Below are 22,029 nucleotides of genomic sequence, written 5' to 3'. Positions count from 1 at the left end.
ACGGCTACGTCCGCGAGCGCGACGGCGACCTAGAGCTTCACGTCGGCGACCGCGGCACGGTCGAGCGCGTCGACGAGGACGTCGAGTACGTGCCCGAAACGACGGACATCGCCGACCTGGAGATCGACGAGGTCGTCGACATCGGGGGCGGCGTCATCGAGACGGATCCGAAGCGCACGTTCGACCGCGACGACGGCAGCGAGGGGCAGGTGCGGAACGTCCGGATCAAAGACGAGACGGGCGAGATTCGGGTCGCGCTGTGGGGCGACAAGGCCGACCGCGAGATCGACTTGGCGGACCGCGTCGTCTTCACTGACGTGGAGATCCAAGACGGCTGGCAGGACGACCTGGAGGCGTCCGCGAACTGGCGCTCGACGGTCACCGTGCTCGACGAGGAGACGGAGGCGGCGGGCAACGTGGGGACCGAGGCGTCCGGGTCCGGCGACGGTTCCGGAAACGGCGACCGCGCCGCGAGCGACACCGGACTCGGCGCCTTCGCCGAGGACGGACAGAAGGCGGCGACCGAGGCCGTCTCCGGCGCGACCGGCGGAGAGGAGAGCGCCGGATCCGGCGGCGCGGCGACCGCGACGGCGACCGCGGAGGAGGTCGAGTTCACGGGCACCGTCGTGCAGACCGGCGACCCCGTCGTGTTGGACGACGGCCAGCAGACGAAAAGCGTCGAGACCGACGCGAGCCTCCGACTGGGCGAGGAAGTCACCGTCCGGGGCGCCGAGCGCGACGGGACGATCCACGCGGACGACGTGTTCTAGTCGCCGCGAGCGGCGTGGAGCCGACTGCCACGGCGTCTGGAGACGGCGAGCAGTTCGCGACGCGGGGACCGAACCGGACAGCGAGCCGTCGAGTAGCCGCGACGCCAGCGCTCGGGCGCGGAGACGGCGGTAACGGAAAGCGTTATACGGTACACGGACGCGACTGTGTGTATGAGTGTCGAGTTGCCGTTCGCGCCGGTCGACGGGATTATCCGGCGGAACGCCGGGGAGCTCCGCGTCAGCGCCGACGCCGCCGAGGAGTTGGCGCGTCGCATCCAGTCGCACGGCGCGGAGCTGGCGATCGACGCGGCCGAGCGAGCAACCGAGGACGGCCGGAAGACCCTGATGGCGTCGGACTTCGGCGTCGAACAGGTGATCGCCCGCGAGGAGCTCACCCTCCCCGTCGCGCCCATCGACCGGATCGCGCGGCTCCGGATCGACGACCGATACCGCGTCGGGGTCGACGCGCGGATCGCGCTGGCCGACATCTTGGAGGACTACGCCGACAACGTCGCGAGCGCGGCCGCGACGCTGGCGCGACACGCCGACCGGCGGACCGTACAGGCCGAGGACATCGAAACGTACTTCGCGCTGTTCGAGTAGATGCAGTTCGGCTACAGCGAGCGGTGTCTCGCGCACGACACGGGGGAACGGCACCCGGAGAACCCCGACCGACTGCGCGCGATCCGCCGCGGACTCGCCAAGCGGCACGGGGTCGAGTACACCGAGGCGGACCCGGCGACCCGCGAGGAGGTCGTCGCGGTCCACGACGAGGAGTACGTGGACGAGCTCGAGACGTTCGTCGACGACGGCGGCGGGAGCTGGGACCCCGACACCGTCGCGAGCGAGGGGACGTGGGACGCCGCGCTCACCGCCGCCGGCCTCGCGCAATGGGCGGCCCGGTCGGCGCTCGACGGGGCCGAGGGCCGGAACACCCCCTTCGCGCTCGGCCGCCCGCCGGGGCACCACGCGGTGCCCGACGACGCCATGGGGTTCTGCTTCTTCAACAACGCCGCCGTCGCGGCCCAGACCGTCCTCGATTCGGGCGACGCCGACCGGGTCGCGATCTTCGACTGGGACGTCCACCACGGGAACGGCACCCAAGACGTGTTCTACGACCGGGGCGACGTGCTCTACTCGTCGCTCCACGAGGACGGCCTCTACCCGGACACCGGCGACTTGGAGGAGATCGGCCGCGACGACGGAGAGGGGACCACGGTGAACCTCCCGCTGGCCGCCGGCGCCGGCGACGCCGACTACCGGTACGCCATCGACGAGGCGATTGCGCCGGCGATCGACCGGTTCGACCCCGACCTGCTGATCGTCTCCGCCGGGTTCGACGCCCACCGCCACGACCCGATCTCGCGGATGCGTGTCTCCTCGGAGGGGTACGCGATGATGACCGACCAGGTCAGGTCGATCGCGGACGACGTCGACGCCGCCGACGCCTACGTGCTGGAGGGCGGGTACGGGCTCGACACCCTCGCCGACGGCGTCTCGATGGTCCACGAGACGTACGACGGACGGACGCCGGTCACCGACGACGAGGAGCCGGACGCGGAGACGGAGTCGCTGGTGGCGGAGCTCCGGGACTTGCTCGACCTGTAGAGAGCGAGACGATCCCCCGGAGCCGGTCGAACGGTGACGGGCGACCGAGAGACGCACTCGACGAGCCGGCCGCTACGCTCGTCACTCGTCGAGTTGTCGACAGAAAACGCCCGGAGCGGGATTTGAACCTCGGTCGTTCCGCTCGCTTCACTCGCTCCACTCCCTGATTCAAACCCCCAGCGAGCGTTCGTCGACTCCGGTACGGCTCGCTACGCTCGCCGATCGGAGTCGACAGAAGCGCCCGGAGCGGGATTTGAACCCGCGTCACGACCGTGACAGGGTCGTATGATGGGCCACTACACCATCCGGGCAAACAGCGACAACGCCCCGAAACAGGGGACGCCCGGAGCGGGATTTGAACCCGCGTCACGACCGTGACAGGGTCGTATGATGGGCCACTACACCATCCGGGCTTGTCGCACTCATTCGTACCCCTGTCTGGCAAATAAGGCTTGTCATCGCCGGCGACGGTGGGGACGGGTGACAGGGGAAGGCGATCGGTGTCACCGCCGATCGCGGCGGTAGCCTTTTGTATAATACCCGCATGAGTGTGAATATCGTACGCCCGTCGTCGTGAGCCGCGCGCGGCGGGGTCGGTTGGCAAGTCTTATGCCGTTGGCGCATATAGCGATCTGTAGTATCTCGTGATAGCTTCTTTCAATAACCACCACCCATGGTAGACGTAAGCCAACACGAACTCGTCCCGGACCACGTCTTGCTCGACGCCGACGAGATCGACGAGGTCCTGGCCGAGTACGACGTGAAGCGGACGAACCTACCGAAGATCAAACGCACGGATCCCGCGCTCCCCGACGAGGCCGAGGTCGGCGACGTGGTGAAGATCGTTCGAAACTCTCGCACGACAGAGGAAGCGGTCGTGTACCGACTAGTCGTCTCATGAACAGGCAAGACCGACGCGTGGTCTCACGCGAATACTTCTCGGACGAACGGCTCGCCGAACACCACTTCCGCTCGTTCAACAACTTCCTGGACCGCGGCATGCAGGAGGTCGTCGACGAGAAGGAGACGATCGAGACCGACATCGGCGACAAGGAGGGACAAGAGCCCGTCTACGTCGAGCTCGGCGACGTGCGGATGGTCACCCCGCGCGTCCGCGAGGCCGACGGCTCCGAGGAGCTGCTGTACCCCCAGGAGGCCCGTCTCCGGAACATCACCTACTCGGCGCCCGTCTTCATGGAGATGTCCATCGTGCGCGGCGGCGAGGACGAGCCCGAACAGGTCGTCGACACGACCGAGACGAAGGTCGGCCGGATGCCGATCATGGTCGGCTCGGACAAGTGTAACATGGCCGGCTTCTCCGACGAGGAGCTCATCGATATCGGCGAGGACCCCGTCGACCCCGGCGGCTACTTCATCGTCAACGGCTCCGAGCGCGTGCTGATGACCTCGGAGGACCTGGCGCCGAACAAGATCCTCGCGGAGTACGACTCGAAGTACGGCGACGAGATCCAAGTTGCCAAGACGTTCTCCCAGCGCCGCGGCTACCGCGCGCTGGTGCTGTGCGAGCGCAACCGCGAGGGGCTGCTCGAAGTGTCGTTCCCGTCCGTCTCGGGCTCGATCGACTTCGTGACGCTCGTCCGCGCGCTCGGCCTCGAATCGGACGAGGAGATCGTCCACCGCGTCTCGGACGACCCCGAGATCGTGAAGTTCATGCTGGAGAACTTAGAGGAGGCGGAGGTGCAGACGACCGAGGAGGCCATCGAGACCCTCGGCGAGCGCGTCGCCTCCGGCCAGGGCAAGAACTACCAGCTCAAGCGGGCGAACTACGTCATCGACCGCTACCTCCTGCCGCACCTCCACGAGGAGGGCGTCGAGGAGGAGGACGTGCGGATCAACAAGGCGTACTACCTCTGCCGGATGGCCGAGGCGTGCTTCGAGCTCGCCTTAGACCGCCGCGAGTCCGACGACAAGGACCACTACGCCAACAAGCGCCTGAAGGTCTCCGGCGACCTGATGCGCGACCTGTTCCGGACCGCCCTGAACAAGCTGGCGCGCGACGTGAAGTACCAGCTGGAGCGCGCGAACATGCGGAACCGGCAGCTCACCGTCAACACGGTCGTCCGCTCCGACGTGCTGACCGAGCGGCTCGAACACCCGATCGCGACGGGCAACTGGGTCGGCGGCCGCTCGGGCGTCTCCCAGCTCGTCGACCGGACGGACTACATGGGCGTGCTCTCGCACCTGCGGCGCCTGCGCTCGCCGCTGTCGCGGTCGCAGCCGCACTTCGAGGCGCGGGACCTCCACGCGACCCAGTGGGGTCGCATCTGTCCCTCCGAGACCCCGGAGGGGCCGAACTGCGGGCTCGTGAAGAACTTCGCGCAGTCGATGGAGCTGTCGCAGACGGTCGAGGACGAACAGGGGCTGAAACGAGAACTGGCGTCGATGGGTGTCGAGGGGATCCCCGGCATCGAGGGCGTCGAACGACAGACGGCGGACGACTAATATGGCTCAGGCAGAACGCGAAGCGAAGGTGTACGTCAACGGGAGCCTCGTCGGGACCCATCCGGACCCCGAGGCCCTCGCCGAACAGATCCGCGAGGCGCGCCGCCGAGGCGACGTCTCCGACATGGTGAACGTCTCGGTCAGAGACCGGACCCAGGAAGTGATCGTCAACGCGGACGCGGGGCGGGCCCGCCGACCGCTGATCGTCGTCGAGAACGGCGAGCCCCTGCTGGGCGACGAGGAGATCGGGGCGCTCGAGCGCGACGACATCGAGTTCGAGGACCTCATCGACCGCGGCTACGTCGAGTTCATCGACGCCGAGGAGGAGGAGGACATCCTCGTCGCCGTCGACGAGGAGGATGTGACCGAGGACCACACGCACCTCGAGATCGACCCGCAGCTCGTGTTCGGTATCGGCGCGGGGATGATCCCGTACCCCGAGCACAACGCGAGTCCCCGCATTACGATGGGCGCGGGGATGATGAAGCAGTCGCTCGGCCTCCCCTCCGCCAACTACCGGATCCGGCCGGACACGCGCCAACACCTGCTGCACTACCCGCAGCTGGCGATGGTGAAGACGCAGACGTCCGACCAGATCAGCTTCGACAAGCGGCCGGCGGCCCAGAACTTCGTCGTCGCCGTGATGTCCTACGAGGGGTTCAACATCGAGGACGCGCTGGTGATGAACCAGGGCTCCGTCGACCGCGCGCTCACCCGCTCGCACTTCTTCCGGACCTACGAGGGCGAGGAGCGCCGGTATCCCGGTGGCCAGGAGGACCGCTTCGAGATCCCCGACCAGGACGTGCGCGGCGCACGCGGCGAGGACGCGTACACCCACCTCGACGAGGACGGCCTCGTCAACCCGGAGACGAAGGTGGACGAGTCCTCGGTGCTGCTCGGCAAGACCAGCCCGCCGCGCTTCCTGGAAGAGCCCGACGACATGGGCGGGCTCTCCCCGCAGAAGCGCCGGGAGACGAGCGTGACGATGCGCTCGGGCGAGTCGGGCGTCGTCGACACGGTGACGCTGATGGAGGGCGAGGACGGCTCCAAGCTCTCGAAGGTGAAGGTGCGCGACCAGCGGGTCCCCGAGCTGGGCGACAAGTTCGCGTCCCGGCACGGCCAGAAGGGCGTCGTCGGCCACCTCGCCCCGCAGGAGGACATGCCGTTCACCGAGGAGGGGGTCGTCCCCGACCTCGTGATGAACCCGCACGCGCTTCCGTCGCGGATGACGGTCGGCCACGTGCTGGAGATGCTCGGCGGCAAGGTCGGCTCGCTGCGCGGCTCGCGGGTCGACGGCACGCCGTTCCAGGGCGAAGACGAGGAGGAGCTCCGGAGCGGGCTCGAGGAGCACGGGTTCAAGTCCTCCGGCAAGGAGGTCATGTACTCCGGCGTCACCGGCGAGAAGATCGACGCGGAGATCTTCGTCGGGACGATCTTCTACCACAAGCTGTACCACATGGTGTCGAACAAGCTCCACGCCCGCTCGCGCGGGCCGGTTCAGGTGCTCACGCGCCAGCCGACCGAGGGGCGGGCCCGCGAGGGCGGCCTGCGCGTCGGGGAGATGGAGCGCGACACGATCATCGGCCACGGCGCGTCGATGGTGCTCAACGAGCGGCTCTTGGAGTCCTCGGACGCCGAGACCGTCCACGTCTCCGCTGAGACGGGGCTCGTCGCCGTCGAGGACCGCGAACAGCGCCGCGTGTACGACCCGGTCACGGGCGACGAAGACGACATCCACGAGCTCGAGGTGAGCTACGCGTTCAAGCTCCTCCTCGACGAGATGATCGCGCTCGGCATCCGACCGAGACTCGAACTGGAGGACGCTATTTAAATGTCAATGCAAACACCGAAAGTGCTCGGCGGCATCGACTTCGGCCTCATGGACCCGGAGACGTACCGGGACATGTCGGCGACGAAGGTGATCACGGCCGACACGTACGACGACGACGGCTACCCGATCGACATGGGGCTGATGGACCCGCGGCTCGGCGTCATCGACCCCGGCCTGGAGTGTCGGACCTGCGGCGCCCACTCCGGCTCCTGTAACGGCCACTTCGGCCACATCGAGCTGGCCGCGCCCGTCATCCACGTGGGCTTCACGAAGCTCATCCGGCGGCTGCTCCGCTCGACGTGCCGCGAGTGCGGCCGGCTCGCCTTAGACGAGGCGCAGCGCGACGAGTTCCGCGACCGCTACGAGCGAGCGAAGGAGCTCGGCGACGACGAGCACGACGTGCTGAAGGCCGCCGTCCGGCAGGCCCGGAAGGCGTCGACCTGCCCGTTCTGCGGCGAGCCGCAGGCGGACATCAAACACGAGAAGCCGACCACGTACTACGAGGTCCAGGACGTGCTCTCGGGCGACTACTCCGAGCGCATCGCGGCCGCGATGCAGCCCGACGAGGAGGAGGACGACCCGGGCACCTCGCCGCAGGAGCTCGCCGAGAAGACCGACATCGCCCTCGACCGGATCAACGAGATCATGGCCGGCGAGTTCCGCCCGCGCAAGGAGGACCGGCGCGCTATCGAGAAGGCGCTCGACGTCGACCTCACGGAGGAGGACATGAACAAGCTGATGCCCTCGGACATCCGCGACTGGTTCGAGGACATCCCGGACGAGGACCTCGAGGTCCTCGGTATCGACGCGGAGGACTCCCGGCCGGAGTGGATGATCCTGACGGTCCTCCCCGTCCCGCCGGTGACCACGCGCCCCTCCATCACGCTCGACAACGGCCAGCGCTCCGAGGACGACCTCACGCACAAGCTGGTCGACATCATCCGGATCAACCAGCGGTTCATGGAGAACCGCGAGGCGGGCGCCCCGCAGCTGATCATCGAGGACCTCTGGGAGCTGCTCCAGTACCACGTCACCACGTTCGTCGACAACGAGATCAGCGGGACGCCGCCGGCGCGGCACCGCTCCGGTCGTCCCCTCAAGACCCTCAGCCAGCGGCTGAAGGGGAAGGAAGGCCGCTTCCGCGGCTCGCTGTCGGGGAAGCGCGTCAACTTCTCCGCCCGGACCGTCATCTCGCCGGACCCGACCCTCTCGCTGAACGAGGTCGGCGTGCCGGACCGCGTCGCCAAGGAGATGACCCAGACACTCAACGTCACCGAGCGCAACGTCGAGGAGGCGCGGCAGTACGTCCGGAACGGCCCGGAGGCCCACCCCGGCGCGAACTACGTGCGTCGTCCCGACGGACGTCGTCTGAAGGTGACCGAGAAGAACTGCGAGGAGCTCGCCGAGAAGGTCGAGGCCGACTGGGAGGTCAACCGCCACCTCGTCGACGGCGACATCGTGATCTTCAACCGGCAGCCCTCGCTGCACCGGATGTCCATCATGGCCCACGAGGTCGTGGTGATGCCGTACAAGACGTTCCGGCTCAACACCGTCGTCTGCCCGCCGTACAACGCCGACTTCGACGGCGACGAGATGAACATGCACGCGCTCCAGAACGAGGAGGCCCGCGCCGAGGCGCGCGTCCTCATGCGCGTGCAAGAGCAGATCCTCTCGCCGCGGTTCGGCGGGAACATCATCGGCGCGATCCAGGACCACATCTCCGGGACGTACCTGCTCACGCACTCGAACCCCGAGTTCACCGAGACGCAGGCGCTCGACCTGCTCCGGGCGACGCGGGTGGACGAGCTGCCCGAGGCCGACGGCGTCGACGACGACGGCCGCGACTACTGGACCGGCCGGACGCTGTTCTCCGAGCTGCTGCCCGACGACCTCACGCTGCACTTCTCGTCGTCGACCGGCGACGACGTCGTCATCGAGAACGGCCAGCTGATCGAGGGGACGATCGACGAGGACGCCGTCGGGGCGTTCGGCGGCGAGGTCGTCGACACCCTCACCAAGGAGTACGGCGAGACGCGCTCGCGCGTGTTCATCAACGAGATCGCGTCGCTGGCGATGCGCGCGATCATGCACTTCGGCTTCTCGATCGGGATCGACGACGAGTCGATCCCGCCGGAGGCCGAAGAGCAGGTCGACGACGCGATCGAGAGCGCCTACGACCGCGTTCAGGAGCTGATCTCGACGTACGAGGCCGGCGAGTTGGAGTCGCTGCCGGGCCGCGGCGTCGACGAGACGCTCGAGATGAAGATCATGCAGACGCTCGGGAAGGCCCGCGACTCGGCCGGGGAGATCGCCGACCAGCACTTCGGCGACGACAACCCGGCGGTCGTGATGGCCCGCTCCGGCGCGCGTGGCTCGATGCTGAACCTCACGCAGATGGCCGGCTCCGTCGGCCAGCAGGCGGTCCGCGGCGAGCGGATCAACCGCGGCTACGAGGACCGGACACTCTCTCACTACAAGGAGAACGACCTCTCCGCGGAGGCGCACGGCTTCGTGGAGAACTCCTACCGCGGCGGGCTCACGCCCGAGGAGTTCTTCTTCCACGCGATGGGCGGCCGCGAGGGGCTGGTCGACACGGCGGTCCGGACCTCCAAGTCCGGCTACCTGCAGCGCCGTCTCATCAACGCGCTCTCCGAGCTCGAGGCGCAGTACGACGGCACGGTCCGAGACACCTCGGGTCGGATCGTCCAGTTCGAGTTCGGCGAGGACGGCACCTCGCCGGTGAAGGTCTCCTCGGGCGAGGGCGACGGCATCGACGTCGACGACATCGTCGACCGCGTCGTCGACTCCGAGTTCGAGTCCGACGACGAGAAGGAGCGGTTCCTCGGCGAGCGTTCGCCGCCGACGAACCTGTCGGAACACGCCGGACCGGGCCTGAACAAGGCCTCGGGGGTGGAGTCGGATGACTGAGTACGAGCACGTCACCGACGACATGGAGGCGGTCGTGGAGGCGACCGAGCTGCCAAGCCGCCTCAAGAGCGAGGTGTACGAGGCGCTCGAACGGAAGGCGGAGGAGACCGGCGAGGTCACCGTCGAGCAGGCCACCGAAGTCGCGACCGGCGTCGAGAACCGGTACATCGAGACGCGCGTCGACCCGCTCGACCCCGTCGGCACCGTCTCCGCGCAGTCGATCGGCGAGCCCGGGACGCAGATGACGATGAACACGTTCCACTACGCCGGCGTCGCGGAGATCGACGTCACTCAGGGGCTCCCCCGGCTCATCGAGCTGGTGGACGCCCGGAAGACGCCGGACACGCCGATGATGACCGTCCACCTCGAGGGTGAGTACGCGACGGACCGCGAGAAGGCCCACGAGGTCGTCTGGTCCATCGAAGCGACGCGCATCCTCGCGCTCGGCGACGTGTCGACGAACGTCGCCGACATGCTGGTACGGATCGACCTGAACGACGACACGCTGTTGGAGCGGTGGCCCACCCACACCGACCCCTCGGAGGTCGCCGAGATCATCGCCGAGACCATCGAGGACTCGCTCGGCGTCGACGCCCGACAGTCGGGCACCGTCATCGAGTTCGGCCCGAGCGAGCCCAGCTACCGCGAGCTGCTCCAGCTGGTCGAGCGGCTCCGCGAGATCGTCTTCAAGGGGATCGAGGAGATCGAGCGCGTCGTCATCCGGAAAGAGGAGATCGACGGCGACGAGGAGTTCGTCCTCTACACCGAGGGATCGGCGTTCGGCGACGCCCTCGACATCGAGGGCGTCGACGCCTCGCGCACGACGTGTAACAACATCCACGAGATCTACCGCAACCTCGGCGTCGAGGCGGCCCGCGAGACGATCATCGACGAGACGAAGAACACGCTCGAAGAGCAGGGGCTCGACGACGTGAACGTCCGCCACCTAATGTTAGTGGCCGACATCATGACGAACAACGGCGAGATCGACTCGATCGGTCGCCACGGCATCTCGGGCTCGAAGGACTCCGTGCTCGCGCGCGCGGCGTTCGAGGTGACGGTCAACCACCTGCTCGACGCCGCGATCCACGGCGAGTACGACGAGCTCGACGGGGTCATCGAGAACGTCATCGCCGGGAAACCGATCTCGCTCGGCACCGGCGACGTCGACCTCCGGATGGGGTCGCGCGTCGTGGGCGACGACTAATGTACGTCGAGCTCTCCGACGAGGCGCGGCGCTACATCGGTCGCTTCGACGAGCTGACCGGGGTCGCGCCGAAGGACTGCCTCGTGGAGGGCGACCGGCTCGTGTTCCTCGTGCCGGCCGGCGAGATGGCCGCCGCGATCGGACAGGCGGGCGAGACCGTCGAGGAGGCGGAGCGGCGGCTCGGCAAGTCCGTCGAACTGGTGGAGGACGCGGACACGCCGGAGGCGTTCGTCGCTAGCGCGCTCGCACCCGCGGCGGTCAACGCCGTGACGATCTCCGAGCAGAACGACCGCGTGGCGTACGTCGAGGTACCGGAGCCGGACCGCGGCGTCGCCATCGGCGCCGACGGGACCAACATCGAGACGGCCCGAACGTTGGCACAGCGCCACCACGACATCGACGACGTCCAGCTGACCTAGCGCGGAACCGCGCTCCGCGAACCCGCGACCTTTTGACCGCGGACCCGTTTCGTGACCCATGAACCGCAGACGCCTCCTCGCGAGTCTCGGGACCGGAGCCGCGGTCGGGCTCGCCGGCTGTTCCGGCGACGACGGCGACGGCTCGGGCGGGCCGCTCGACGACGGCCCCGACCGCCCGTTCGACGACGCGGAGTGGCGCGACGGCGACGGGCTCGCTCTAGAGGCGCTCGCCGAGGCGCACGCGCAGGCGCTCGTCGACGCGGGCGGTTTCACGCTGTTCTCGACGGCGGAGACGAGCCATGACGGCGACGCAGAGCCGACGCCGTGGCTCCCCTCGCAGACCTACGAGTCGAGCTACGACCTCGAAAACGGTCGGCAGTACGTGAGACAGGAAATAACGGAGACGACGGAGGCGGACGTGACGGAGCTGTACGTCGCCGGCGACGAGCTGCTGTTCCGGCGCCGGGCCGACGGCGAGACGCGGTACGACCGGCAGTCGGTGGACCGATCCGAAGGCGACCTCGAGGAGTCGATGCGGCAGGAGGCGCTGACCGGGATCCGCGTCGAGGGCGAGACGGAGAGCGGCGAGACGGAGTACGAGGGGTTGAACCGCTGGAACCCGACGAACGACGGGGAAGGGGCGGTCCGCGGCGAGGCGACCGCTCGGTTCACCGCCGACGAGTTCGACGGCGAGCGGAACATCCCCGAGACCGTCGAGACCGCGTCGGCGACGGCGCACGTGTACGAGTCCGGCGTCGTCCCGCGGCTCGAACAGTCGTGGGCCGGCGAGCACGACGGGGGAGAGGCGACCGTCGACGTCGACATCGACTACCGCGACCCGGGAGCGGAGATCCCCGAGCCCGACTGGGCCGCCGACGCCCGCGAGGCGACGAGCGAGTGAGCGGCCGGGGAAGGAGCAACCGAGCGGGTAAGCCGCCGAGAGAGGAGCGACCGGTAAGCGGCCGGCCGCGGTCGCCGAACGACGGGCGCTCGCGCCGGCTTACCGGCTCAGCGGGGACGAGCGGCGGTTGTTTTTCGAGCTGACACGCCGCGAGAAACACCCTCAGAACGGACGAGAGGTACCGCTCGGGCGATCTGAGGGCGTTTCGCCGCGCCGAAAGACGACGCTTAAGTAGCTCCGTTCGGAAGTAGACGTACGATGGCGAACGGCAAATACGCGGCCCGTAAGCTCAAGCAGGACCGGCAGAAGCGCCGCTGGTCCGACTCCGAGTACGCTCGGCGAGAGCGCGGGCTCAAGAAGAAGTCCGACCCCCTCGAGGGCGCCCCGCAGGCTCGCGGGATCGTCTTAGAGAAGGTCGGGATCGAAGCAAAGCAGCCGAACTCCGCGATCCGAAAGTGCGTCCGCGTCCAGCTCATCAAGAACGGGAAGCAGGTCACCGCGTTCTGTCCCGGTGACGGCGCCATCTCGTTCATCGACGAGCACGACGAGGTCACGATCGCCGGGATCGGCGGGGCCAAGGGTCGCGCGATGGGCGACCTCTCCGGCGTCAACTACAAGGTCGAGAAGGTCAACGGCGTCTCGATGATCGAACTGGTTCGCGGCAACGCGGAGAAGCCCGTCAGATGAGCGGGGAGGAAGCCGAGGCGGAGTCCGACGCGGACGTCGCCGCCGACGAGCCCGAGCCCGACGCGCCCGCCGCCAGCGAGGCGGCCAACGAGAACGCCGAGCTGTTCGGCGTCTGGGACGTCACCGAGATCGCCTACGAGGACCCCTCGACGAAGCGGTACATGACCGTGACGCCCATCGCCCACACCATGGGCCGTCACGCGTCCAAGCAGTTCAAGAAGTCCGAGATCTCGCTGGTCGAGCGGCTGATCAACCGGCTGATGCAGACCGACGAGAACACGGGGAAGAAACAGCAGGCGACGCGCATCGTGCGTGACGCCTTCGACATCGTCCACGATCGCACCGAGGAGAACCCGGTGCAGGTCCTCGTGACGGCCGTCGAGAACGCCGCGCCGCGGGAGGAGACCGTCCGCCTGAAGTACGGCGGCATCTCCGTCCCCAAGGCGGTCGACGTCGCGCCCCAGCGCCGCGTCGACCAGGCGCTGCTGTTCATCTCCGACGGCGTCGCCAGCGCGACGTACAAGTCGACCACGTCCGCCGCCGAGGCGCTCGCCAACGAGCTGATCGCCGCGGCCGACTACGACGCCGACCGCTCCTACTCCATCTCGCAGAAGGAGGAGCGCGAGCGCGTCGCCGCCGCGGCCCGCTGACGCCGGTTCGACGGGCGAACCGACGGGTCGCGTTTTTCCGACCGAACCGTCTCCGTGAGCGGCGGATCCGTCAGTTTCCGACCCTCGGCCACCGAGAGCGACGGCGCTCGCGCTCCGCGTCGGTGAGCGCGCGAAAGAAGAAAAAGAACCGAGAGAGTCGCGGGTCCGCGAGCCGCCTCAGTCGTCGGCCGGCGCCGCGCCGGAGCCGTCGTCGGCGTGCTGCTGTTTGACCCACGAGAGCTTGCCGCCGGCCGCGAGGATGTCGCGCTCGCGCTCGGAGGCGTCGAGGTCGGCGGTGAACTCCCACTCGCCGTCGTTGACGCTCACGGTGAACTCCTCCTGACCGGAGGAGACGCCCGCGGGCACGTCGTCGACGATCTCGAGGTCGTCGCCCTGCTCGATCTGCTCGTACGTCTCCGCGTCGATCGCCAGCGGGACGATACCGAAGTTGAACAGGTTCGCCTTGTGGATGCGGGCGAAGCTCTGCGCGAAGACGGCCTCGATGCCGAGGTACATCGGACAGAGGGCGGCGTGCTCGCGCGAGGAGCCCTGTCCGTAGTTCTCGCCGGCCACGAGGACGCCGCCGTCGGCGTCGAGCGCGCGCTGCGCGAACGTGTCGTCGACGCGCGAGAGCGTGAACTCGGAGAGCTTCTCGATGTTCGAGCGGAACTTCAGGATGTCCGCCGTCGCCGGAATGATGTGGTCGGTGGTGATGTTGTCCTCCATCTTGAGGAGCGCCTCACCGCCGTCCACGTCGATCCCGTCCTTGAGCGGCACGTCGCCGATGTTCGGGCCCTTGACGAGGCCGTCGTCGATCGCCTCGTCGGGGGAGATGATGTCGGAGTCGTCCTGACCCATGCCGGGGCCGTACTTCGTTCCCATCTCGAAGCCGGGCTCTTCGAGGTCGCCGAGCTCGTCCGCGAGGTCGCGCGGATCGACGATCTCGCCGGTGATGGCCGCCGCCGTGGCGACCTCGGGCGAGCAGAGGAAGACGGAGTCGTCCTCGATGCCCGAGCGGCCCTCGAAGTTGCGGTTGAAGGTGCGCAGCGAGACGGAGTCGGAGGCGGGCACGTGACCGATACCGATACACGCGCCGCAGGTCGCCTCGGAGAAGTTGACGCCGGCCGCCATCATCTCCGCGGTCCAGCCCTCGCGGGCCAGCATCTCGGAGGCCTGCTTGGAGCCGGGCGCGACGATCATCTCGGTCTGCTTGGCGACCTCGCGGCCCTCCAGCATCTTCGCGCTGGGGAGGATGTCCTCGTAGGCGCCGTTGGTACAGGAGCCGATGATGACCTGCTCGACGTCGGTGCCCTCGTACTCGCTGACGGGGGCGACGTTGTCGGGCATCGAGGGGGCGGCCACGAGCGGCTCGAGGTCGGAGAGGTCGACCTCGATCGTCTCGGCGTACTCCGCGTCGTCGTCGGGCTGGAGGTCGACGTACTCCTCCTCGCGGTCCTGGCGCGCGAGCCAGTCTTTCGTCTTCTCGTCGGTCGCGAAGATCGAGGAGGTGGCGCCGAGCTCGGTGCCGAGGTTCGTGATCGTGGTGCGCTCGGGGATCGAGAGGTTCTCGGCGCCGGGGCCGGTGTACTCGAAGATCTTGCCGACGCCGCCCTTGACGGTCAGCTCGCCGAGCAGGTGGAGCGCGATGTCCTTCGCGGTCGCCCACTCGGGGAGCTCGCCCTCGAGGTGGACGTTGACGACTTCCGGCATCTCGACGTAGTATGGGCCGCCGCCCATCGCGACGGCGATGTCGAGCCCGCCGGCGCCGATCGCGAGCTGGCCGAGCCCGCCGGGGGTCGGCGTGTGCGAGTCGGAGCCGAGCAGCGTCTTGCCGGGCGCGGCGAAGTTCTCCTTGTGGACCTGGTGGCAGATGCCGTTGCCGGGCCGGGAGAAGTACGCGCCGTACGTGCCGGCCGCGGAGCGGAGGAAGCGGTGGTCGTCGGTGTTCTTGAAGTCGAACTGGTACGTCTGGTGGTCGCAGTACTGCGCGGCGAGCTCCGTCTGGACCTCGTCGAGGTCCAGCGCCTCGAACTGGAGCCACACCATCGTCCCGGTCGTGTCCTGCGTCAGCACCTGGTCGATCTCGATGCCGATCTCCTCGCCGGGCGTCAGCTCGCCCTCGACGAGGTGGTTATCGAGGATCTTCTCCGTAATCGTTTGTCCCATATCATCCGCACGTCGCCCTCCCGTGGATATAAAACCCGCGAGTTTCCCAAAAGATCGACCGTGTAGGATCCGAAGATCCAGCAACATTTGTGGATGGATCGCCGGAGCGGCGCGCCTGTGTGAGTGATAGTCGTAACGAGAATATAAGGCCGATAAAGGCTCATATCGGCCGAATTCGCCGCATCCCTCGGCGAACCGAGGGGGACCGATCCGCGTCGGGGCCGCGTGCGACACCGTTTAGTCTCGCCCGCGGATTCGGTCGGGCATGTTCGACTCGGGAGCGACGGTCGCGGCGGCGCTGGAGGCCGGCGACGCCGACCTCGACGACGCGCAGCGACAGCCGAACGGCGTCGACCTCACGGCGGACGAGATTTTCGATCAGTCGACGCCCGGGCGGATCGGCCGCGACGGGAAACGCGTCGGCGAGCGCGACCCGGTGCCGCTCGACGACGGGGCGTACCGGCTGGACCCCGGGACGTACGTGGTTCGGTACGGCGAGCCGGTGCGAATTCCCGAGGGGCGGATCGGGTTCGTGCTCCCGCGGTCGACCCTGCTCCGGAACTCCTGTACTCTCGACACCGCCGTCTGGGACGCGGGCTACGAGGGCGTCGGCGAGGGCCGCCTCGACGTGGGACACGCGATCGAGATCGAGCCGGGCGCGCGGATCGCCCAGCTGGTGCTCGCCGAGGCCGACCACGACGGGGCGTACGAGGGGTCGTATCAGGGAGAGAACCTGTGAACTACCCTACCCTACTCGCTCACGGCTGACGCCGTTCGCTCCTTGAGGGTGGGGGCTTAGCGCCTATATCAAGCTAAGCGGAGTCTTGGATCCGGCGGCGCTCGCGCCGGGGTCGGGACGTGAAGACATGAAGACAGCCGTCGCTCGTGGGTGTGAAAGGAACGAACGGCACGCCCGTGCCGGAAAAAGTGGCACCGGCGTGTCGTTCAGTAGGTCCCCGCTGACGCTTCGGCCCTCCAAGCGAAGCGTCACGTGAAGAAAGCGGTGGAACGCACTTAAGCGTAGTGGGCGCGGCAGGGATGGCGGATTCAGAACCGATAAAAAAGCCGACTCGGATCGCCCGACCTGGGCGGGATATCCCGGCCGCACCGTCGGAGGCAGTCGCGCTCCCTACCGCCGGGCCGGGTGGTCGTCGCGGAGCCGGGACTGGCCGTCGCCGAGCAGCCGCTCGCGGAGGGTGCCGTCACCGCGAGGGGTGTCGTCGGCATCGTCCGGGCCCGGGACGAGCCCGCGCTCGCGCAGCTCCGGGACGACGAGGTCGACGAAGTCCGTCAGCGAGTCGGGGCGGACGACCTCCTTCACGTTGAACCCGTGGACGCCGACCTCCTCGTGCCAGTACGCCAGCTCGTCGGCGATCACCTCCGGCGTGCCGACGATCTTCGGGGAGGTGGTGCCGAGCCCGCAGAACTCCGCGACTTCGCGGACGGTCCACTCGCGGTCCGGCTGCGCCTTCGTGAACGCGTTCATCGTCCCCTGGATCGCGTCCGTCTCGATGTGCTCGACCTTCTGGTCGGGGTCGAGCTCCGAGAGGTCCATGTCGAGGAACCCGGAGAGGAGCGCGAGCGTCGCCTCGACGTCGACGTGGCGCTTGTACTCCTCGTACTTCGCCTCCGCGAGCGCCTGCGTCTCGCCGACGACGGGGACGACGCCGATGAAGAACTTCAGGCTCTCGGGGTCGCGGCCGTGGTCCGCGGCGCGCGACTTGACGTCGGCCATGTACTCGCGGACGCCCGCCTCGGTCGGCTGACTGGCGAAGACGGCCTCGGCGTTCGCGGCCGCGAACTCCCGTCCGCGGTCGGAGGAGCCGGCCTGATACACGACCGGGGTCCGCTGCGGCGAGGGCTCGCAGCCATGGGGGCCGGGCACGGAGAAGTGTTCGCCCTCGTGATCGATGGCCGACACCTTCTCGGGGTCGGTGTAGCGCCCGGCCTCGCGGTCGACCTCGACCGCGTCGTCGTCCCACGACTCCTCCCACAGCTCGTAGCAGACGTCGAGGAACTCGTCGGCGCGGTCGTAGCGCGTCTCCTTGTCCATCCGCTCCGAGAGCCCGAGGTTCTCGGCGGCCGACTGGAGGTAGGAGGTGACGACGTTGATCGCGATCCGCCCGTCGGTGAGGTGATCGAGCGTGGAGAACTCCCGCGCGAGCTGGTACGGGTGGGTGTACGTCGTCGACCGCGTCACGGCGAAGCCGAGCTCGTCGGTGACCTCCGCCATCGCGGGAACGACGAGCTGCGGGTCGCTCGCGGGCGTCTGGACCGCCTTCTCGACGGCGGTGTGGCGGTCGTCGCCGTACACGTCGTAGATCCCGCGCACGTCGGCGAAGAACACCGCGTCGAAGCCACCTCGCTCGGCGGTCCTCGCGACCTCGGTCCAGTACTCCCGGTCGGTGTACTCCGGCGACCGGTCGCCGGGGTAGGTCCACGACCCCGGCGAGACGTGCTCGACGGAGGCCATGGTGAAGAGGTTGAGATGCAGGTGATCGGGCATGGCGTCGGGTAGGCGGGGCGCGGGTAATACCCCACAGAAAGGGGCGTCACTTGTCGGCGTCGCGGACGCGGCGAAAACGGCGGAAGACCGCGGCGGAAAACTGCGGCCGGCGTCTACGGCGACACCGTCTCCGGCGAGGAGACGTACGCGGCGAAATCGGAGGTCGTGATGATCCCGATGGGCGTGTCGCCGTCGACGACGGGCACGTGGTGGAAGCCGTGCTCGACCATGAGCGAGGCGACCGCCGAGACGGAGTCCTGCGCGCCGGCCGTGATCGGGTCGCGCGTCATGTACCGCTCGACGGTCGTCTCCGCCTTCGGTTGGCTCTTCGCGACGATGTCGACGAAGTCGGTCGTGGTGAGGATGCCGACCAGGGCCCCGTCGTCGTCGACGACCAGCGCCGAGCTGATGTCGTTGTCGAGCAGCACGGCGGCCGCGTCCTCGACCAGCGTGTCGGGCGTTACCGTGTGGAGTTCGCTCGTCATGAGCCGCGCGACGAACACGTCATCGATGTCGTCCATACGTGAGAGTCCGTCGCACGGGGTATAAGGATTCCCACAGGCGACGGTCAGAGGAACCGCGAGAGCCCCGCCTGCCGACGCGGTCCGTCGCCGTCGGGGTCGGCCACCCACGCGGTTCGCCCGTCGCGGAGCCCGTCGCGGTCGACCGCGGGCGGGTCGGCGGGGTCGTACGCGTCACAGCCCGCGCCGCAGTCGCGCCCCGGGTCCACCACCCGGTCGAACCGCTCGCAGTACGGGCGGCCGTCGGCGGTCCCCGTCGCGTGCGCGCACCCCGGGGGCGACGGCCGCCACCCCTTCCCGTACGCGCGCTCCGCGATCCGGCGCCGCTTGCGGGCCAACGCGTCCGGGTCGGCGAGCGCCACGTCGGTCCGGAGCGACCGCTCCTCGCGGATCTCGACGCCGGGCGCGTCGGGGTCGAGCGGGTCGGGCGCCCGGACCACCTCTCGCTCGCCCGTCTCGGGGTCGAACCGCCAGACGCCGACCGGGTCGGGGATCCGGTTGAGGTGCGCGCGGGTGACGTAGGAGGCGGTGGCGAGAACGACCTCGTCGAACAGGCCGAGCGCGACGTCGTACCGCAGCTGGGCCGCCAAGTCGCCCGGCGTCCCGAGGTCGGGCTTGTTCTCGATAGCGGTGAGCGAGCCGACCCAGTCGTCGGGGTACCGGGCGGTCGCGCGCACGACCGGCCGGCCGTCGCGGCGCTCGCGTTCGAGGTAGCCGACCTCGACCGCGCGCTCGACGACCGCGGCCGCCCGGTCCGGCGGGAGGTCGAACGCGTCGGCGACGGAGACCGCCTCGCCCGGCCCGACGGCCGCCTCGATCGCGGGGTCCGGGATCCGCTCGGGGGCGATCGCCGCCCGCCGGTCGAACCCCGGACCGGGCGCCAGCACGCAGACGTCGACGATCCGGCCGCCGGGGTTCGTCACGCCGGCGCCGAGCTGGCGGGCGACGACTCGGTCCGTGGATTCGAGCGCGGCGCACAGGGCCAGCTCGAACCGGAACTCCATGGGAAGGGAGAGGGGCGCCGGCGAGTAAAGCGCGTCGGCGCGGTCGAAACCGGTATTCCCGGGCGGCGTCAACGTCGACCATGCGCCGGGTCACCCGGAACCTCCTCGTCGCCATCGCCTTGGTCATCGTCGCCCTGCTCGCGTTGGGCGCCCTGCCGAGCTACCTCGGCAGCGGCGACCCCTACTACCTGACCGCCGAGCCGATCGAGACCGACGGAGCGGCGATAGACGTGAACAACGTCACCGAGCGCCGGTACCCGTTCCTGACGAGCGCGCTCGCGAGCGACGACGGTCGCTCGGACCCGTACCTGGCCGACTCGTACGGGATCAAGGAGTGGTTCACCCATACCCCGTTCGACGAGGTGGACGCCCTCAGGCGACAGCTGCCCGAGGCCGCCACCGACGACGGAGTCCGCGTGCGGTACGAGGGGGGGATCTACCGCGTGGAGGTGGTGCAGCCGTGAGCGACGACGATGAGCGACCGAGCGACGAGGGCGACGCCCCCGCGGCCGACCTCCGCGCCCTCCCGGCCTTTTCAGACGGCCGCAACCACTCGCTGCCGGGCGAGCCGGAGTGGCCGGTCAGGGAGGTCGCCGTCGAGTACGACCCCGGCTGGTTCGTCGGGGGGTACGACCGCGTCGAGCAGCCGGACGGGTCGGAGAAGAAGTACTACTGGGCCGAGCTGTCGCCCGCGACGGTCGTGGTCGCGGTCGCCGACGGCGACGTGCTGTTCGTCGAGCAGTACCGCCCGACGGTCCGGAACACACAGCTGGAGCTGCCCGCCGGAATCGTCGAGCGCGGCGAGTCGTACACCGCCGCCGGCGCGCGCGAACTCGCCGAGGAGACCGGCTTCGCGCCCTCGTCGACGTCGCTGTTACAGGAGGTGTGGTGCTCGACGGGCGTGCTCCGGCACAAGCGCGGGTACGTGTTCGCCGAGGGGCTCGAACCGGTCGGCGTCGACCACGACAGCAACGAGTTCCTCTCGCCGCGGGCGGTGCCGATCGAGGAGGCGCTGGAGATCGCCCGCGAGCCCCCGACGAACGACGCGACGCTGGAGGGGCTGCTGCTCGCCGACCGCGAGGGGCTGCTCTGAGCGCGACGGCCAAGCGATCGAGGCGAGAGCGTCGGAAATCGGGCGAGACGGACGCGTCGAGTCGGACGAACGTCCAGTTCGGGCGGGTGAAGCGGAGATATTAGTCGCCTCGGCCCCTGTTATCCTCCATGAGCCAGCACTCGGAGCAGTCGGTGTTGCTGTCGGACGACCCGCCCCTCGACCTCCGGCTCTCGGAGTCGGAGCTGGAGGCGACCCGCGAGCGGGTCGTCTCGTTCATCGCGGACATCGTCGACGACGCGGGCGCCGACGGGGCCGTCCTCGGCCTCTCGGGCGGGATCGACTCGACGCTGACCGCCCACCTCGCCGTCGAGGCGCTCGGCGAGGACGGCCTCCACGGGATCACGATGCCCTCGGCGGTGAACGACCCGGACGTGATGAGCGACGCCGAGCGCGTCGCCCACGAGCTCGGGATCGAGTACGACTTAGTGGAGATCCAGCCGATCGCGGAGTCCTTCTTCGACGCGTTCCCGGAGGCCGCGGACGACCGGACGGCGGCGGGGAACGTCTACGTCCGGACCCGCGCGGTCCTGAACTACCTCGTCGCCAACGCCGAGAACCGGGTGGTGCTGGGGACTGGGAACCGCGCGGAGGCGATGACCGGCTACTTCACCAAGTACGGCGACCAGGCGGTCGACTGCAACCCGATCGGGAACCTGTACAAACAGCAGGTCCGCCAGCTGGCCGCCCACGTCGGCGTCCCGCGGGATCTCGTGATGCAGGAGCCGACCGCGGGGATGTGGGAGGGGCAGACCGACGCCGAGGAGCTGGGCCTCGACTACGACGTCGTCGACGCGATCCTCGCGGTCCACGTCGACGGCGGGCTCTCACGGGCGGCGACGGCCCGCGAGCTCGACGTGCCCGCCGAGGCGGTCGACCGCGTCGTCGGGCTCCACGAGCGCAGCGCCCACAAGCGGTCGATGCCGCCGGCTCCGGAGCGGTAGACGGGGCGACGCGAAACGCGGTCGAGCGAGGAAAAATATCCGTTTTTCAGGCGTCGTGCGCCCGTTGTTTCGTGACCTCCGCGATACCGGCGTTGGCCGAGCAGTTCGGGCACGCGTGGATCCGGCCGCGAGCGTCGGAGAACACGCGGGCGAACCGGTCCGAGACGTGCGCGTCGCAGTGTTCACACGTGGGCATCGCGGGGACTCCCTCGGTGTGAGATAACGTCGTGTGTCATGGTGTGCTGTGCGTGTGAGAGTTGGTCACGAACGCCTAAGTGGGCTTTCCGAACTCCGGCCCAAATTCCGCCCAAAA

Annotated in this window: 20 protein-coding genes, 2 tRNA genes and 1 pseudogene; 16 read left to right on the top strand and 7 right to left on the bottom strand. The window is 68.8% G+C overall.

Going from position 1 to position 22,029, the window contains the following annotated elements:
- The 3 genes and pseudogenes from B4V06_RS09700 to B4V06_RS09690 form a co-directional block, all read left to right on the top strand.
- A pseudogene (locus B4V06_RS09700) lies at nt 1-770 on the top strand (single-stranded DNA binding protein); the annotation flags it as partial.
- A gap of 171 nt (nt 771-941) precedes the next feature.
- Complete coding sequence (locus B4V06_RS09695) at nt 942-1,373, top strand: histone (protein ID WP_123113670.1); 432 nt, start codon at nt 942-944, stop codon at nt 1,371-1,373.
- On the top strand, nt 1,374-2,378 hold the full coding sequence (locus tag B4V06_RS09690; RefSeq protein WP_123113669.1) for a histone deacetylase family protein: 1,005 nt from the start codon (nt 1,374-1,376) through the stop codon (nt 2,376-2,378).
- A 238-nt stretch (nt 2,379-2,616) separates the two neighbouring features.
- Here the strand turns inward: B4V06_RS09690 and B4V06_RS09685 are convergent.
- Both B4V06_RS09685 and B4V06_RS09680 read right to left on the bottom strand, forming a co-directional pair.
- Nucleotides 2,617-2,689 (bottom strand) — tRNA-Asp (locus B4V06_RS09685).
- A gap of 29 nt (nt 2,690-2,718) precedes the next feature.
- Nucleotides 2,719-2,791, bottom strand: a tRNA-Asp gene (locus tag B4V06_RS09680).
- Between the two features lie 260 nt (nt 2,792-3,051).
- On the opposite strand from B4V06_RS09680, the gene B4V06_RS09675 reads away from it, so the two are divergent.
- From B4V06_RS09675 to B4V06_RS09635, 9 genes are all read left to right on the top strand, one after another.
- Nucleotides 3,052-3,279, top strand: a complete 228-nt coding sequence (locus B4V06_RS09675; RefSeq protein ID WP_123113668.1) for a DNA-directed RNA polymerase subunit H — start codon at nt 3,052-3,054, stop codon at nt 3,277-3,279.
- Entirely contained in the window at nt 3,276-4,841 is a 1,566-nt protein-coding gene (locus tag B4V06_RS09670) for a DNA-directed RNA polymerase subunit B'' (protein WP_123113667.1), read from the top strand. Before B4V06_RS09675 ends, B4V06_RS09670 begins: the two co-directional genes overlap by 4 nt.
- Nucleotide 4,842: 1 nt before the next feature.
- Entirely contained in the window at nt 4,843-6,672 is a 1,830-nt protein-coding gene (gene rpoB, locus B4V06_RS09665; RefSeq protein ID WP_123113666.1) for a DNA-directed RNA polymerase subunit B, read from the top strand.
- 6 nt (nt 6,673-6,678) lie between these two features.
- Nucleotides 6,679-9,600, top strand: coding sequence for a DNA-directed RNA polymerase subunit A' (locus tag B4V06_RS09660; RefSeq protein ID WP_123113665.1), 2,922 nt, complete (start codon nt 6,679-6,681; stop codon nt 9,598-9,600).
- Nucleotides 9,593-10,807 carry a DNA-directed RNA polymerase subunit A'' gene (rpoA2, locus tag B4V06_RS09655; RefSeq protein ID WP_123113664.1) on the top strand — a complete coding sequence of 405 codons (1,215 nt, stop codon included), beginning with the start codon at nt 9,593-9,595 and terminating at the stop codon, nt 10,805-10,807. Before B4V06_RS09660 ends, rpoA2 begins: the two co-directional genes overlap by 8 nt.
- Nucleotides 10,807-11,226 (top strand): NusA-like transcription termination signal-binding factor, encoded by a 420-nt coding sequence (locus tag B4V06_RS09650; protein WP_498169480.1) that lies wholly within the window; start codon nt 10,807-10,809, stop codon nt 11,224-11,226. The genes rpoA2 and B4V06_RS09650 overlap by 1 nt, the downstream gene beginning before the upstream one ends.
- 58 nt (nt 11,227-11,284) lie before the next feature.
- A complete protein-coding gene (locus tag B4V06_RS09645) occupies nt 11,285-12,127 on the top strand; it encodes a hypothetical protein (protein WP_498169478.1) in 843 nt (280 codons plus the stop codon).
- A gap of 258 nt (nt 12,128-12,385) precedes the next feature.
- Complete coding sequence (locus B4V06_RS09640; RefSeq protein ID WP_004048726.1) at nt 12,386-12,814, top strand: 30S ribosomal protein S12; 429 nt, start codon at nt 12,386-12,388, stop codon at nt 12,812-12,814.
- Nucleotides 12,811-13,464, top strand: coding sequence for a 30S ribosomal protein S7 (locus B4V06_RS09635; protein WP_123113661.1), 654 nt, complete (start codon nt 12,811-12,813; stop codon nt 13,462-13,464). The genes B4V06_RS09640 and B4V06_RS09635 overlap by 4 nt, the downstream gene beginning before the upstream one ends.
- 177 nt (nt 13,465-13,641) lie before the next feature.
- On the opposite strand, the gene B4V06_RS09630 is transcribed toward B4V06_RS09635, so the two are convergent.
- The gene (locus B4V06_RS09630) at nt 13,642-15,630 is read right to left on the bottom strand and encodes an aconitate hydratase (protein ID WP_123113660.1); all 1,989 of its coding nucleotides are present in this window, start codon (nt 15,628-15,630) and stop codon (nt 13,642-13,644) included.
- Between the two features lie 265 nt (nt 15,631-15,895).
- Between B4V06_RS09630 and B4V06_RS09625 the strand changes: the two genes are divergently transcribed.
- A complete protein-coding gene (locus tag B4V06_RS09625) occupies nt 15,896-16,369 on the top strand; it encodes a deoxyuridine 5'-triphosphate nucleotidohydrolase (RefSeq protein ID WP_123113659.1) in 474 nt (157 codons plus the stop codon).
- Between the two features lie 390 nt (nt 16,370-16,759).
- On the opposite strand, the gene B4V06_RS09620 is transcribed toward B4V06_RS09625, so the two are convergent.
- The 3 genes from B4V06_RS09620 to B4V06_RS09610 all read right to left on the bottom strand — a co-directional run bounded on the left by B4V06_RS09620 (nt 16,760) and on the right by B4V06_RS09610 (nt 19,661).
- A complete protein-coding gene (locus tag B4V06_RS09620) occupies nt 16,760-18,136 on the bottom strand; it encodes an LLM class flavin-dependent oxidoreductase (protein ID WP_498169472.1) in 1,377 nt (458 codons plus the stop codon).
- A gap of 113 nt (nt 18,137-18,249) precedes the next feature.
- Nucleotides 18,250-18,657, bottom strand: coding sequence for a CBS domain-containing protein (locus B4V06_RS09615; RefSeq protein WP_123113657.1), 408 nt, complete (start codon nt 18,655-18,657; stop codon nt 18,250-18,252).
- A 47-nt stretch (nt 18,658-18,704) separates the two neighbouring features.
- Nucleotides 18,705-19,661, bottom strand: coding sequence for a DUF5787 family protein (locus B4V06_RS09610; RefSeq protein ID WP_123113656.1), 957 nt, complete (start codon nt 19,659-19,661; stop codon nt 18,705-18,707).
- 80 nt (nt 19,662-19,741) lie between these two features.
- Here B4V06_RS09610 and B4V06_RS09605 point away from each other — a divergent pair, with 80 nt between their 5' ends.
- The 3 genes from B4V06_RS09605 to B4V06_RS09595 all read left to right on the top strand — a co-directional run bounded on the left by B4V06_RS09605 (nt 19,742) and on the right by B4V06_RS09595 (nt 21,716).
- Nucleotides 19,742-20,125: a hypothetical protein gene (locus B4V06_RS09605; RefSeq protein WP_123113655.1), complete on the top strand. Its 384-nt coding sequence runs from the start codon at nt 19,742-19,744 to the stop codon at nt 20,123-20,125.
- Complete coding sequence (locus B4V06_RS09600) at nt 20,122-20,754, top strand: NUDIX hydrolase (protein WP_123113654.1); 633 nt, start codon at nt 20,122-20,124, stop codon at nt 20,752-20,754. The genes B4V06_RS09605 and B4V06_RS09600 overlap by 4 nt, the downstream gene beginning before the upstream one ends.
- A 128-nt stretch (nt 20,755-20,882) precedes the next feature.
- The gene (locus tag B4V06_RS09595; RefSeq protein ID WP_498169468.1) at nt 20,883-21,716 is read left to right on the top strand and encodes an NAD+ synthase; all 834 of its coding nucleotides are present in this window, start codon (nt 20,883-20,885) and stop codon (nt 21,714-21,716) included.
- Nucleotides 21,717-21,762: 46 nt separating this feature from the next.
- On the opposite strand, the gene B4V06_RS09590 is transcribed toward B4V06_RS09595, so the two are convergent.
- Nucleotides 21,763-21,912, bottom strand: a complete 150-nt coding sequence (locus B4V06_RS09590) for a DUF7563 family protein (RefSeq protein ID WP_170938266.1) — start codon at nt 21,910-21,912, stop codon at nt 21,763-21,765.
- Nucleotides 21,913-22,029 lie beyond the last annotated feature (117 nt).

Source organism: Halorubrum sp. B53, from assembly GCF_059752395.1.
Note: the sequence above shows the minus strand (reverse complement) of the source record. Positions and strands in the feature narration are given on the sequence as shown.

What these genes read in the sequence shown, in the direction of transcription:
- B4V06_RS09650 (WP_498169480.1), top strand. Translation starts at nt 10,807, where the DNA reads ATGTACGTCGAGCTCTCCGACGAGGCGCGGCGCTACATCGGTCGCTTC.
- B4V06_RS09660 (WP_123113665.1), top strand. Translation starts at nt 6,679, where the DNA reads ATGCAAACACCGAAAGTGCTCGGCGGCATCGACTTCGGCCTCATGGAC.
- B4V06_RS09595 (WP_498169468.1), top strand. Translation starts at nt 20,883, where the DNA reads ATGAGCCAGCACTCGGAGCAGTCGGTGTTGCTGTCGGACGACCCGCCC.
- B4V06_RS09670 (WP_123113667.1), top strand. Translation starts at nt 3,276, where the DNA reads ATGAACAGGCAAGACCGACGCGTGGTCTCACGCGAATACTTCTCGGAC.
- B4V06_RS09640 (WP_004048726.1), top strand. Translation starts at nt 12,386, where the DNA reads ATGGCGAACGGCAAATACGCGGCCCGTAAGCTCAAGCAGGACCGGCAG.
- B4V06_RS09610 (WP_123113656.1), bottom strand. Translation starts at nt 19,661, where the DNA reads ATGGAGTTCCGGTTCGAGCTGGCCCTGTGCGCCGCGCTCGAATCCACG.
- rpoA2 (WP_123113664.1), top strand. Translation starts at nt 9,593, where the DNA reads ATGACTGAGTACGAGCACGTCACCGACGACATGGAGGCGGTCGTGGAG.
- B4V06_RS09675 (WP_123113668.1), top strand. Translation starts at nt 3,052, where the DNA reads ATGGTAGACGTAAGCCAACACGAACTCGTCCCGGACCACGTCTTGCTC.
- B4V06_RS09620 (WP_498169472.1), bottom strand. Translation starts at nt 18,136, where the DNA reads ATGCCCGATCACCTGCATCTCAACCTCTTCACCATGGCCTCCGTCGAG.
- B4V06_RS09625 (WP_123113659.1), top strand. Translation starts at nt 15,896, where the DNA reads ATGTTCGACTCGGGAGCGACGGTCGCGGCGGCGCTGGAGGCCGGCGAC.
- B4V06_RS09605 (WP_123113655.1), top strand. Translation starts at nt 19,742, where the DNA reads ATGCGCCGGGTCACCCGGAACCTCCTCGTCGCCATCGCCTTGGTCATC.
- B4V06_RS09645 (WP_498169478.1), top strand. Translation starts at nt 11,285, where the DNA reads ATGAACCGCAGACGCCTCCTCGCGAGTCTCGGGACCGGAGCCGCGGTC.
- B4V06_RS09635 (WP_123113661.1), top strand. Translation starts at nt 12,811, where the DNA reads ATGAGCGGGGAGGAAGCCGAGGCGGAGTCCGACGCGGACGTCGCCGCC.
- B4V06_RS09615 (WP_123113657.1), bottom strand. Translation starts at nt 18,657, where the DNA reads ATGGACGACATCGATGACGTGTTCGTCGCGCGGCTCATGACGAGCGAA.
- B4V06_RS09695 (WP_123113670.1), top strand. Translation starts at nt 942, where the DNA reads ATGAGTGTCGAGTTGCCGTTCGCGCCGGTCGACGGGATTATCCGGCGG.
- rpoB (WP_123113666.1), top strand. Translation starts at nt 4,843, where the DNA reads ATGGCTCAGGCAGAACGCGAAGCGAAGGTGTACGTCAACGGGAGCCTC.
- B4V06_RS09590 (WP_170938266.1), bottom strand. Translation starts at nt 21,912, where the DNA reads ATGCCCACGTGTGAACACTGCGACGCGCACGTCTCGGACCGGTTCGCC.
- B4V06_RS09690 (WP_123113669.1), top strand. Translation starts at nt 1,374, where the DNA reads ATGCAGTTCGGCTACAGCGAGCGGTGTCTCGCGCACGACACGGGGGAA.
- B4V06_RS09630 (WP_123113660.1), bottom strand. Translation starts at nt 15,630, where the DNA reads ATGGGACAAACGATTACGGAGAAGATCCTCGATAACCACCTCGTCGAG.